Consider the following 13,316-nt stretch of genomic DNA (forward strand, 5'->3'; position numbering starts at 1 on the left):
CCAGTCACCCTTCTTTTGATTGATCTGACTTCATTATAGGAACGTTTTGTAAACCGGGATGACGACCTATATTTTGGATATGTAAATTTTTCCGCGCGTTATCATTTCGGACAATTACGGGACTTCTGTCGCGATTTAAATACAAAAATCCCGGCGATTTCTCCCTTAAGAGAGAATCGCCGGGACCTGAGTGCCCGAATCAGCCTGGTTTCGATATGCAGTACTTGTATTAAACGTAATCTAGCGTCTTGACTTCATTTAAACAGACGGCTTTGACGTTTGCGCCTTGCGGCAGTCCGCCTTTGAGCACAATGTCCCGCTTTTCGCCCGCGCGCAGGTCGAAGTAGTTGTCCGAGAGCGTGCCGGGCAGATCGATAAGACCCACGTCCTTGGCAAAAGTGTCCGTTGTCAGCGTGAAGCGCGTATCGCCGTTTGCCAGCGTCTCCTGTTCGACCTGGACGGCTGCCGGCTTGAGCGCAAGCTGATGGGGCTTGCCCAACAGGTACGTATTCACGATCAAGGCGGTCTCGCCCTGATACAGGCTCACGCAGACGATCGTCCTTGCCGCATCGAAGCCGGCCACGGAGAACGTGCCGATGCGCGTCGACCGGTGCCCCGTTACTTGCACTTCGTTCACGACGGACTGTACGACGCTGTCCGTGTCCAGATCGTACAACTCGACCACGATGCGTCCTTCGAAGTCGCCGTGATCGTGGATCAGGTACAGCTCGGCTTCATCCTGGCCAGGCGTAATCTTCGCATACGCATTTGGCGACTGGAAGCTGCGTTTCATATAGAAATAAGAAGGCTTGTGCACCTTGGCGTAGTCGACGAGCGCCCAGCTAATGGACGGCCACAGGTCGCTCCACTGCCAGATGAGCGCGCCGGACGTATCCGGCATCCGGGACACCCAGTGCTCGACGCCGAACCGAAGCGCGTTGGCCTGCAGAAGCTGGTTGACGTATACGAACTGGTCCTTCGATGCGGGCAGCTTGTAATCGCCGACCGTATAATAGAACAAGCGCTGAATGCCGTGAGGCGCCTTCTGCATCGCGTCCAGCTTCGGATCGCGCAGCGTGCAGCTTGGATCGACGAGATCCAGCAGGTAATTCGAAGGGTAGGACTGCATCCCGAATTCGGAAAGGAATCGGCCGTTCACCTCGCGGTACTCCTCGTACGGATGGGTCTGCCCCCATACGAACCAGGAGTGCAGGTCGCCGTAGTTGCCTTCCAGCTTCGTATGGTCGAACGTAAGCGAGTACGGGCTCGAAGGCCAGTAAGGACGCAGCGTGTCGACCGCGCATGCATCGTGCAGCACCTCGAAATACAGCTTTTCGCCGTAGCCGTGCAAGCGGCGGGCGCGGCTGCGCTCGACGAAAACCTGGTTCTCGTTGTTGCCGCACCAGAGCACGATGCTCGGATGGCTGCCGAACTCGGAGATGACGTAGTCGGCTTCCTTGCGTACGAGCGCGCTGAACGCGTCGTCGTCCGGATAGTCGCCGCACGCGAACATGAAGTCCTGCCACACCATGACGCCGAGCCGGTCGCAGGCATCGAAGAAGTCGTGGTTCTCGTACGTGCCGCCGCCCCAGACGCGAATCATGTTCATATTGGCTGCCGCGATGCGTTCGATCTCAACCTCGTACTCTTCCTTGGTGTCGAGATTCGGGAACAGCTTGAGCGGAATCCAGTTGATCCCCTTGCATAGCACGGGAATGCCGTTGACCTGTATGATAAACTTGCGGCCCTGCTTGTCGTAAGGCATATCGATGCGAATCTCGCGCAAGCCGACCGCGCGGGACATCGTCGCAACCGGTTCCCCGCCTTCGTCGAGCACGGAAGCCTCCAAGCGGTACAGCGCCTGCTCGCCGTGGCCGAGCGGGTACCAACGCTTCGGCTGCGAGATCTCAAGCGCCGCTTCGTACGTGCCGGTACCCGCTTCCAGGCTGACGCGTTCGCTCCGCTCGGCGACGACCGTCTCGCCGTCGAAGATCCGGTAGCGAAGCGCGGCCTCCACAGCTTCCGGGCCGGCGGCGGATACTTTGAACGATGCGTTTACGATCGCCTTGCGGTCCGTCAGATGCGTGATCGCATAGCCGAGGCTGTCGGTACGCACAACGTCGTAGGCTTCGATCGACACCGGCTTGTGAATGCCGACGGTCACGACTTTGGCGCCCCAGTCCCAACCATAGCCGTATTGCGCCTTGCGGCCGAACAGCCGCGCAGGTATGCCGTTCCACAGGTTCAAAGGTTCGCCGAACGCAGCTTCCTTTTCCTTCAGCGTCTTCGTCGGCGAGGCAATGCGGACACTCAATACGTTGTTTGCCTGCGCGATCCCCTTGATATCGAAGCGATAAGCGATAAACATATTTTCAGTCGTGCCCAGCGCCCGGCCGTTCAGGGCGACTTCGGCGTAAGTGTCGACGCCCTCCAGCACCAACTCGATCGCGTCGCGCGACAGTTCGTCCTCGCCTAACGCGAATTCGCGGGCATAGGTCCAGTCGTCGAATTCGACCCACTCGATTTTCGGCTCGAACAGCGTATCGTATTCATTGGCAAGCACGCCCTGCTCCATCAGATCCTTTTGCACGAATCCAGGCACGATCGCCTTGTAGCACTCGCCGGTGCGCTCGTTCGAGAGCTCCCAGCTTCCGTTCAACAACAACGTGGTCATGTCTTTTGCTCCTAATCCCGATTGGTTCGATATTGTTATTCTTGCCCTATTGTACCTTATCCGAATCGTAAAGTTTAGGCTAATTGTTATTGTAATTTGACTATTGAATTCAAAAATAATAGTTTACAAAAAGATTGAAACGTCTAAGCCCCCGTCCGATGGACGAGGGCTGGATACGGGACAATTGGCGGCCCGACTTTGCAGCAGGAATGCCTGATTATTAAACTTGGCCCGCCGTCATCGTTTTCGTTTTCCTACGCTGCACTCTGAGCGAGCGTACGTACTCCATCGGCTCGACTTTGTATTTGTCCTTGAACATCTGAACGAGGTGCCGCGGACTGATCTTGGACAACCCGGCAAGCCGCTTGACGGACAGCGGTTCATAGTAGTGCTGCTCGATATACGTCCGCAAATGCTCCAACGCAATATTTAGCTCGTCGCTGGGCTCGGCCATCCACTCGTTGAACATGCGATGAAGCAGCTCCTGGAACATGAATTGGCTTCGGAAGCGCTCCAGTCCGCTCTGCCCGGTTATGCTGCCATAAGCGGCACGGCACATCGCGGAGAGCGATACCGGGGGGATGCGCACAGGCTTGCCCGCTTGGGGCATCGGCCGGAGCTCCGTCCGCGACTCGCCGGCGGAATCCCCGCTCCGGTCGCGCATCACGTCGAAGTAAAACAAATATAGCTCCATTGGCCCGTCGCCCTCTGGCAAAAGCGTTATCGATCCGCCCGGCTCCGCGACATAGATCGTCCCTTCTTCGACGCCGAACGCCTGGCCGTCGGCGAGCAGTACGCCGCATCCTTCCGTTACCGAGAGCAGCGTATAGGATCCCCTGCCCGGAGAAATGGAAATACCCGCTTGAGCGCTTTTTTTGGCGACGCGCCTAGCCTTTCTGAGCTTAAACCACAAATGATCGAGGTCCTTCCACCCGTCAGCCTGCAGAATGCTCCCCTCCTTTGCTTAGCCGTCTGAAGGCTCTTTTCGGCACGATGGCTTCTTTACCCCTATTTTATTGATAATGATTCTCATTGTCAAATTTGGACCTGCGCCTGATTGTCGTTCTCCACGGCGTAACACTTCTGTCCTTCGCATTCCATAAAAAACACCCCTTAAAATTCATTGGTGATACCCAAAGGGCCCAATGTCTACTTTAAGGGGTGCCGCTCAAATTCGTTCTTGGAAAGTTTTATCGCAGGCAATCTTTACCGTTCGGAACAAGCTCATCCGATCCGCTCCCGTTCGGCCCGCTCTCGCTCGGCGGACGACGGCACCTCGCGCTCCTTGCCCGTTTCCGCGGAGCGATAGATCTCTTCGATGACGGCGACGACGCTCCGCGAGTAGGCCATCGAACAGGCCGGCTCGCGTCCGTCCCGGATGTACCGGTGCAGATCGTCGAGCTGAAGCTTGAAGGCGTCGGCGTCGGTCGCTACCGGGATCTCCCGGAAATTGCCGCCGTCGCTCACCCGCAGTCCTTCGCGGGGATTGAGTTTCAGGATGCCGCCCGTAAAGATGAATTCAGTCTCGTCCTTCGGCGCGCCGGGATAACCGGATTGCGACAGCACCGCAGGCAGGCCGTGCTCGTTTTCCAGAAAGGCGATGCCGCCTCCCTCCACGTCGCCCCGCGTGCCGTAGCGGCTGACGGCAGCCTTGACGTTGACGATGCGCCCTCCGCCGAGCCACTGGATCTTGTCGACGGAATGCGCGCCGAGGTTCGCCAGTATGCCTCCGCCAGCCTTTGCTTTCTCGAAAAACCAGTCCGCCCTCGCCTCGCTGAAATAATGGAAATCGCGCGTATCGCGTATCATCGCGAGCGTGCCCAATCGGCCGCTGTCGATCACTTCCTTGGCCGCGAGATTGATGGCGAGATAGTGCTGGGTATGACCGACCATAACGCGGCTGCCTCCCGCCAGCGATGCGCCGATAATCTCGTCGCATTCCCGAACATTGAGCGCCATCGGCTTTTCCAGCAGCATATGGCAGCCCCTCGCCGCGCAGAAGACGGCCGCTTCCCGGTGGAGGAAGTGCGGCAGTACGATAATCGCCGCATCGGGTTTCTCTTTCTCCACCATCTCCCGGTAATCGCCGTACGCGCGCAGCCCGTAGATCGCTGCCAATCCCTCCGCTCGTTCCGTCGCCAGATCGGCTACGGCTACGGCCTTAAACGCCGGATGAAGCCGCAGCGCTTCCAGATGATGTCCGGCGATCGCGCCGCCGCCGATCAATACTACCCGATAGGACATCGCTATCTCTCCTTTCGCGAACGGCATCAGAAGCCGAGACCGCCCAAATCCGCCACCTTGCCTTCCCGCTCGGCCTCGTAGAGCCGCCAGATGACCCGCAGTCCTTCGAGGCTCGTACGTCCGTCCGTCAGCGGCTTCGTTCCGTTTTGGATGCACGACAGAAAATGCTCGATCTCGAAATGCGTGTATTTGCCGCCCGATTCGTCTTCCATAAGCAGCTCCGTCTCCGATGCGTTTTCCATATTGGCGTTTTCCGGCCGTATATTCGTATGCGCGTACAGCTTGCGCTCCGAGATATGCGCCTCCAGCATGCCTTCCGTGCAATGCGCGTGGATGCTGTAGCCGAGCCGCGTTCCCCGCGCTCCCCACGTACCGAAGTGATAGCCGAGCGCGCCGCTCTCGAAGGCGATCGCCACGTTGCTCGTCCCTTCCTTTTCCATCCACGGCGTACCGAAGTTCGTCCCCAGATGCGTGCCGCGGACCGGCTTGCCCATGAACCACAGCATCAGATCGATGTAGTGGCAGCCATGGCTGAAAAACTGCCCGCCGCCCAGACGATCGGCCGACAGCCCCCAGTGCCCTTCCGGATAATGCGTATACTGCTCCGTCCAGATAGACAGCTGGAACAGTTCTCCGTAAGTCTTGGCGTCGATCAGCTCCTTCAACTTGACGACCAGCGGCCAGAAGCGGACCGGATAGGCCGTCATCAGCACTTTATTCGCTTCTTCCGACGCCCGGATCAATTCGAGACACTCGGCCTCCGTATTGCACATCGGCTTCTCCATCAGCACGTGCTTGCCCTCCTGCAGGAAATACATGCCCGCTTCGTAGTGAAGATCGTGCGGCAGCACGACGAGGACGGCGTCCACGAGCTCGGTCAGCTCGCGATAGTCCTCCACCGCGACCGGCGCGCCGTACAGCTCCGCCGCTTTCTCCGCCCGCTCGCGCACGATGTCGCATGTCGCCGCGACCTCCATCCGGTCGGACAGCTTATGAAAGCCGAGCGCATGCGTATCCGACATGCCGCCGCACCCGATAATGCCAAGCCTGATTTTGCTCATCGCTACTCACCTTTCGACGCTGGTCTGGTTATTGCCTACCTCCTACTTTAGGCAATCCCCTGCAGACCCAAAAGCGACGAAACCGACCTTTGGTTGCCTTTTAAGACTTCTTCGGCATCAGCGACTTCCGCGGTTCCAGGGCTAATTTGGGGCTTTACGCTATCGTCGGCCGCCCGCAGGCAGCGGCAGGAGCGCTACGGCGTCAGCGTGGCGCCCGGATCGGTCACCGTTTGCGTTACGACGCCGTTTTCGCTGCGGATATAAGCCTTCGCTCCGTTGTAGGAATAGCTGCCGAATTGCCTGGTCGTGCCGCTGCCGTCATGCGAGATGAGATACGTGTCGGTATACGTATGACCTCCGTCCGTAATCGTCATTTGCAGTCCAGACGCCTGCGTCGGCGAAAGCGTCGTCCCGTTCTCGGAGACGCCGAGCCGGGTGACGGTCACCTTGGGCGACATCCCCTTCGCGCCCGGATAGAGAATCGTATCGTAAAAGGCGTTGCCCGTCGCCGTTTTGACGATTTTGATATAGGGCGCCTTCTCGTACCGGCCGGCATTGTAATACACCCAGCCGGTATAGGCGTCGACCGAAGCGACGGCGCCCGGATCCGCGGGGACGATCGTCATATTGTTATGAATGCTGCCGACGAAGCCGATGTTGTCCACATCGATCGTGCCCGTTGCGCTGCCGCCGTTGCGCTCCACCCGCAGCTCGAGCGACTTGACCTGCGGTTCGCCCATGACGATGGCCGGGTTCGCTTCAAGCGTGAAGTCGCTCCAGGGGAAGTAGACGGTGTTCCACCCCGTCGAGGCGAGCGAGATTGCCGGCGAGATGTAGCCGTTCAGCAGCAGCCGCAGCTTGTTGTTCGCGTCCCCGTTGCCCTTGACGCGCAGCGACACGCCCGCGTACAGCCCGTTCGTGGCGATATAGCTGCCGGTCTTCAGCGCGGCGGACTTCGTCGCGCCGGCGCCCATGGAGAAGCTAAGCTTCAGCGCGTTCGCCCCTTCGAACTTGTTCGCCGAATCGAGGGAGAGCGTCATCGCCGAATCGGCCGCCGACCAGGTGTCCAGCCCCACATCGAACGTATCCTTCTCCTGGTAATAATCGAAGAATCCCAGCTCGTCGATCTGCACGACCGGATTCAAGGCCGTCGAAGACGATCGGATGAAGCGCGTCTCGACGAAATTAACCTGCTTGACGTCCGCCGACGTGAGCGCCAGCGACGTATTGCTCGCGTTAACGAAGCTGCTCCAGGGCAGGTAGTACAGCCGCCAGCCGGAATAGTTCATCGTATAGCTCTGCTTCAGTCGCCAGACGTTGGTCGCGGTCCCGTTCGTCGTGCTCAAGTAAAAGGTGAAGTTGATCGGCGTGCCCGTACCTTTGACCGCAAGCACCGCACCGCCCGTCTTCGAGGCGTCGTAGCTTTGCGTCTTGCGGATGTAGTCGAAGTCGCTGGAGGTGCCTCCCGCCGGGAAGGAGAGCGTGTACTTCAGGCTCTTCGCGCCCGAATAGGAAGAGGTGGTGTCGATCGCTGGCGAGCTCAGCCTGCCGGTCCAGCCGCTCAGGCTGCCGTCTTCGAAATTCGCGATGCGCTGCGATTCGAAGTTGTCGATATCGTAGAAGTCGTAGAAGCGGATATCGTCAAAATACACGGTGCCGGCTCCGGTGCCCTGAAAGTGAAAGTCGACCGACGTAATGCCCGTCGCCTGCCCCGGTCCCATCGCGATCGTACTGTCGGTTTCTTTCGCGAACGTCCGCCACGGAAGGGTGAATTGCTTCCAGCCCGTATAGTTCAGCGACAGCGTCTGGCCATAAATCCAGTTGCCAGACGAGGTGAGCAGGTACGGCTTGATGGCATCCGCGCTGGCGTTGCCCTTGATCCACACGGAGATCCCGGAGACGGCGGTCGCGTTGTAAGGCGCGTTTTTGCGGAACCAGTTGCTGCCGAGCGCCAGATTGTAATCGACCTTCAAGCCCCGCTGCCCCTCGTACTTCTCCGTATCGACGTTCGCGATCGTCGTGTAGGCCGATTTCGTGTAGGCGGACAGCGAATTGACCTCAAAGTTGTCGATCGTATCGTTCACCTCGATCGCCTTGGTCGTCGCGTTCACCGAGATCGCGGACGGCGAGAAGTGAAACTGCTGCGAATACGTATGCGAAACTGCCGGATCCGTCGGCGTCAGCAGGTCGTTCATGATCCAGTAGTTCGGCTTGGCAAAATAAACGTTGCGCTCGGCAGCGAACGGCGCCCGGTTGGCGGCGATCGGCGTATCCAGGCTGCTGTAGTCGACGCTTGCCGCCGCAAAATCGTGGCTCGCGTCGGTCTCCCAGGCTTTCTCAACCGGCGTCGGATACTGCGAATTGACGTAGTTGTCCATGAACACCGTATTGTGCGCATTGTAGACGAAGTAGGAGGGATAGTTCTCCCAGTCGGAATAATTGCCCTTGCCGGGATCGACGATCATCGGTTCCCCGTTCGATTCGGCAATGATGTTCAGCTGGTCTCGGTGATAATGTCCCGCCAGATAAGGCGCCGCGTCAAAAACGAAGTAGTGGCCGTCGTTCCAGCCCGTGCGCATCGCATAATACTTGGCATCGTCCAGCCGGACCGAGGTGAAGCTCGGCACGGTGGACGTCATGTTGGCCAGATTGGCCTGCGTAGCGGAGGAGAGCGACCAGAAGTAGGCGCTATTGATTTTATTGTCGCTCAAATACTTGAAGTCTCCCCGGCTGTATAGCGCGGCCCCGAGCGAGAGCAGCGAACGGCGGTTGAACGGCTGGCTGTCGCTGATCGGCGGCGTGTTGCCCTTCGGATCCATCATCTTCATATCGACTTCGAACATTTTTTCCAGCTTTGCGTCCATGGCGGGCGAGAACGGGTCGCCGCCGATGTCGCCGAGCGACTTCATCCGGAAAAACGTCTCGATCATCCATTCGTGGTAGCCGAACGTCAGCTCCTTGAAGAAGCCGTCGCTCAGCACGCCGTCGTCCAGCTGCTCCTGCAGAAACGCTTTGGCGCGGGCGTTCCAGTCGGCGGCATGCGCGAACTCGGGGAACATGACCGAGGCCGCATACAGTCCGTAGCATTCGATGATCTGCATATTGCCGGGGCGATACGCGCCCTCGTAGCCGTACAAATATTCCGCTTGATCGAGCAGCGATTGAAGGAACAGGTAGTTGTCCTCGGCGGTGAACGTCGGAGACTGGACGAAGAAGGCGTAAGCGCCGACCCAGTTGTCCATCCGGATGCCGGTATCGAGCCCGCCCCACAGATTGCCTCCCGGCACGTAGAACGAGGCCAGATCGCTGTTGCTGAACGTGCTGAACAGAATCGTATGCGGCATCGGCGCGTCCCGGTAAAAGTCGCGAAGCGAAGCGACGAACGCCGCTGCGTACGATTCGTCGGCGATGCCGAGCGCGCTGTTCCAGTAGGCTTTGCCCAGATCCAGCCACCAGCCCGTACGCGCCAGATACTGGGTGAACACGTTGTTGCCCTGCTGCCAGACGATATCGCCGTCGCCGTCGGGATCGAGCTGCCTGTGATCTCCTTCGAACGTAAAGTCGCTGTTTTTGGCCAGCCCGGCCGAAGCGACGATGGCGTCGATGGCATTCGGATATTGGGAATTGAAGGCATTCATGATCGACGTACGGTCGGACCAATTGTAAAAATAGGAGGGGGACGTTCTGGCCTGCATGTAAGCGAGCAGATCGGCTTTGGCGCTCTCGTAGTCCTTGACGGCGATATCCGCCTGCACGGCCGACATCGCCGGCTGCGACAGGTCGAGATTCGCGAACAGGTCGTGCGTGTCCGTGAACAGCACCGAGTCTACGTAGACGGTCGATGCGGATGCCGCGCCCGCGCGCTCAATCGAGAACGATACTTGATCGATGTCCGCGAGATCCGCCGCCGTAGGCGAGACGTAGGCGCCTTGGTAGAATTGGCCCCAGTAGATGGGGATGCGCCGCCAGCCTTCGAAGTCCAGGGCGAACGGCTTCGTGACGAAGGTCGCCCCCGCTCCGGTATGCAGCCCGGCCGAGAAGCGCTGGCCGGAGCCGTCGCCCTTGACGAGCAGCGAGAGGCCGTTCCATTCGCTCGCGTCCGCTTCGGTAGCGAAGCCATAGGTCGCCGTCGATACCGAGCCGGCAGGCTGCCCGGCGAAATCGGTATCGATGCGCAGCGCCGAAGCCCCTTCGAACGCTTCGCCGGCGCCGGCGCTCTGAGACAGCGTCGAGTAAGCGTCCGCGGTCCATCCCGAGATGCCGCTCTCGAAGTCGTCCACCCGATCTTCGGCCCAGCGGATGTCGTCCAGGTAAAGCGTGCCGGAGACCGACGGCGCGGTCTCCCCGAAACGCCGCCCGATCTGGAAGGTCAGCTGCGAGACGGAGGCCATGTCCGCCGCGGTCGCGACCACGGACAGATCGCCGCTCTTGCGAAAGCCCGACCAGGGCAGGAAGATTCTCGCGAAGTCGAAGCTGCCGAACTGCATCGGCGCGGTCTGCCACGTCCCTGTGGCGGTCGTTACTTTAAACGTGTAGCTGCCGACGACGTCCGGCCCCTTGAGCCGGAACTGCACGCCGTTATAAACGCTCGCATCGACGCCCGGCAGCGTCTTGGATACCGAAGCCGTCGTCGTCGACGCGTCCAGCGCGTAGTCGAGCGCCAGGCTGTAAGCCCCTTCGTAAGCGACGGACGACGCGCTCATGGACGTAATGCCGGACGAGCTCGTCCAGCCGGACGGCGAAGGCCCCGGGAAGTCCTCCACCACTTCGTAATTGTCTACCGCAGCCGCTCTGTCCGGCATCGCCAGCAGCAGCGGGGCGGCAAGGCCGAACGCCATCGTCAAACTGACAAACCTGCTCATCCCTTTCATCCAAGCTTTCATAAACGCCCTCTCCCTTCGGTCCGATATGAAGACAGCTTCATTGAATCAGCTTCGAAGACGGGAAGGTAGTCCCGGATCCGACCTTTCTGTTCCATTTCCGTCGATGTCGCACGAGCTTCTGCGATCTCCCGCGGCGCGCCGTCGGAACGTACGGAAAAAGCCCTTCGCAGGCCGCAGATCAGGCGAAGGGGCACTTCCTTGGCGTCATTCAAACGCTATGCGCTTGCGCGCAGGCTTAGGGGGAAGGGCGCTAATATCTTTTTGCGCTTATCGGCACCTTTTCGAGCGTCCCAGCGGTGGCGTTAGTGACCGTTTTCGCTTATCTGCACCTTATCGAAGTTCCCAGGAGTGGCGTTAGTGACCGTTTGCGCTTATCTGCACCTTATCGAAGTTCCCAGGAGTGGCGTTAGTGACCGTTTGCGCTTATCAGAACCTCTCCAAGCATCCCAGCGGTGGCGTTAGTGACCGTTTGCGCTTATCGGCACCTTTCCGAGCGTCCCAGCGGTGGCGTTAGTGACCGTTTGCGCTTATCGGCACCTTTTCGAGCGTCCCAGCGGTGGCGTTAGTGACCGTTTGCGCTTATCGGCGTATAGTTTTACTATTTTCCGTGTTACTCCCCCTTGCCGACAGCGGATTCTGCGGGAGTTGCACGGTTATTCCGTGTTTCGCTAACGGGTGATGGCTACGGCAGTTGGTGTCGCGGAAAAGACGGGACGGCGACCTTTGGCACGAGCGCGGTCAGGAAGCAGTTATACCGCGTAAATCAGTAAGCGAGCCGCGAATTCACCTTGATTTCAGGCGTTTTGACAAGTCGAAAAAGCCCTTCGCAGGGCCGCAGATCATGCGAAGTGCACTTCCGATAGAGGGTCAATCCCGCCCCTCGTCGCGATACTCGGAGACGGATTTGCCGGTTACTTTCTTGAAGGTCTTGGCGAAATAGCTGGGGTTCTGATAGCCGACCCGGAAGCCGACCTCGTAGCTCTTGGTCGATACGTCCTTCAGGAACCGCTTGGCCTGGTCGATCCGGTAATTCGTCAGGTAGTCGATAAAGCTCTGCCCCGTCGCTTTTTTGAACAGCCTGCTCAAGTAGTCCGGATTCATGAACAGCGAGTCGCCGATGTCATGCAGCGTGATTTGCTCGTGGTAACTCTTCTCGATCAGCTTTTTAATATGGCTCACGATTCGGCTGTTGTGGCGGTCTCGTCCGTCGAGAATGAGATCGACCATCAGATCGATGCGCTCCCTGAACCACTGCTTCAGCCGGTGCAGCGTCGCGAAGTCGGCCAGATTCAGATAGAGCAGGCGCTTCTCGTCGAAAATATCGGATACGCCCTCGTGCTGCGATTGGAACTGTCTGCACAAAATGATGATCATCTCGAGGCAGATTTTGTACACCTGGGCGGGGAGCAGCCGCTCGTCGGACAGCGCCGTGCGGAACAGGTCGTCCACCGCCGCTGCGGCTTCCTTTTTGCTGCCCGAATCGATCGCCGCGATCAGTTTCTTCTCGTATTCGGACGGGTATTCGGCGGACATGGGTTCATCCGGCAAGGGGCGATATCGGAGCACCGTCCGATACCCGCGGAAAAAGACGGACTGCAGCGCGATCAGCGACTGCTTGTAGGATTCGTACGCCTGCGCCAGGCTGCGGACCGGCTCGCCCAGTCCGACATTGGCGACGACGTCCTCCCGCTCGAGCATCGCGATCGTTCGCCTGCCCGCTTCCGCGAGCTCCTGCCTAAACGCCCCTTCCCCCTCGAGCGGGCAGGCGCAGAGCGCGACCAGATGTCCCAGCTGATCGGCCGCGACGAACGCATCAAGCGGGTCGCCGAACTGGCGGAGCAGCCGATCCTCCAGTCCGAACGGCAGATTGCGATCCTTCGCCTCCTGCGGCTTGACGGTCGCTACCGCGTATACGAAGGCTCCGGGGCGAAACGGCAGCCCCGCCTCCGCAGCCGCTTCCGCCAGTTCCTCCTCCCCTTTGCAATGCCCGTACACGATGTCTTTGATCGCTTTCTCCCGGAGCAGCTTCGAGCTGACACGCTGTCTGGCCTTATTGGATCGCTCCTCGTCCAGCTTCCGCTTCAGCTTGCCGAATTTCTCTTTAAGCTCTGGCAGCTTGGTCGGCTTGAGGACGTAATCGAACACGCCGAGTTCGATCGCCCGTTTCGCATACTGGAAATAATCGAAGCCGCTGAGAATGACGAACTGCAGTTCAAAGCCGCGCTCCTTCGCCTGCTCGATCAGCCCGATCCCGTCCATCACGGGCATACGAATATCGGTCAAGATAACGTCGGGGCGTTCGGCTGTCGCTTCGATCAGCTTTAGCGCATCCGCTCCGTTCGTCGCTTCGCCGATCAGCTCGAAGCCGAGCGACGGCCAATCGACGATCGTCCGGAGTCCGACCCTGATCTTCTCCTCGTCGTCCACGATGACCAGCTTGTACATCGACATCGA

At 59.2% G+C, this 13,316-nt stretch carries 6 protein-coding genes; all 6 read right to left on the minus strand.

Annotated features, from left to right (window positions below):
• Positions 1-229: 229 nt before the first annotated feature.
• Complete coding sequence (locus tag KB449_RS17585) at positions 230-2,674, minus strand: beta-mannosidase (RefSeq protein ID WP_282909610.1); 2,445 nt, start codon at positions 2,672-2,674, stop codon at positions 230-232.
• Between the two features lie 220 nt (positions 2,675-2,894).
• A complete protein-coding gene (locus KB449_RS17590) occupies positions 2,895-3,587 on the minus strand; it encodes an AraC family transcriptional regulator (protein ID WP_282909611.1) in 693 nt (230 codons plus the stop codon).
• Positions 3,588-3,898: 311 nt separating this feature from the next.
• A complete protein-coding gene (locus KB449_RS17595) occupies positions 3,899-4,918 on the minus strand; it encodes a Gfo/Idh/MocA family protein (RefSeq protein ID WP_282909612.1) in 1,020 nt (339 codons plus the stop codon).
• A 26-nt stretch (positions 4,919-4,944) separates the two neighbouring features.
• Positions 4,945-5,979, minus strand: a complete 1,035-nt coding sequence (locus KB449_RS17600; RefSeq protein WP_282909613.1) for a Gfo/Idh/MocA family protein — start codon at positions 5,977-5,979, stop codon at positions 4,945-4,947.
• 194 nt (positions 5,980-6,173) lie between these two features.
• Positions 6,174-10,862: a heparinase II/III family protein gene (locus KB449_RS17605; protein WP_282909614.1), complete on the minus strand. Its 4,689-nt coding sequence runs from the start codon at positions 10,860-10,862 to the stop codon at positions 6,174-6,176.
• Positions 10,863-11,729: 867 nt separating this feature from the next.
• On the minus strand, positions 11,730-13,313 hold the full coding sequence (locus KB449_RS17610) for a response regulator transcription factor (RefSeq protein WP_282909615.1): 1,584 nt from the start codon (positions 13,311-13,313) through the stop codon (positions 11,730-11,732).
• Between the last annotated feature and the right edge of the window lie 3 nt (positions 13,314-13,316).

The sequence above is a fragment of the Cohnella hashimotonis genome (genome assembly GCF_030014955.1).
GTDB lineage: Bacteria > Bacillota > Bacilli > Paenibacillales > Paenibacillaceae > Cohnella > Cohnella hashimotonis.

Excerpts from the sequence above, each read along its gene's own strand:
- KB449_RS17600 (WP_282909613.1), bottom strand. The coding sequence starts at position 5,979 with ATGAGCAAAATCAGGCTTGGCATTATCGGGTGCGGCGGCATGTCGGAT.
- KB449_RS17605 (WP_282909614.1), bottom strand. The coding sequence starts at position 10,862 with ATGAAAGCTTGGATGAAAGGGATGAGCAGGTTTGTCAGTTTGACGATG.
- KB449_RS17595 (WP_282909612.1), bottom strand. The coding sequence starts at position 4,918 with ATGTCCTATCGGGTAGTATTGATCGGCGGCGGCGCGATCGCCGGACAT.
- KB449_RS17610 (WP_282909615.1), bottom strand. The coding sequence starts at position 13,313 with ATGTCGATGTACAAGCTGGTCATCGTGGACGACGAGGAGAAGATCAGG.
- KB449_RS17585 (WP_282909610.1), bottom strand. The coding sequence starts at position 2,674 with ATGACCACGTTGTTGTTGAACGGAAGCTGGGAGCTCTCGAACGAGCGC.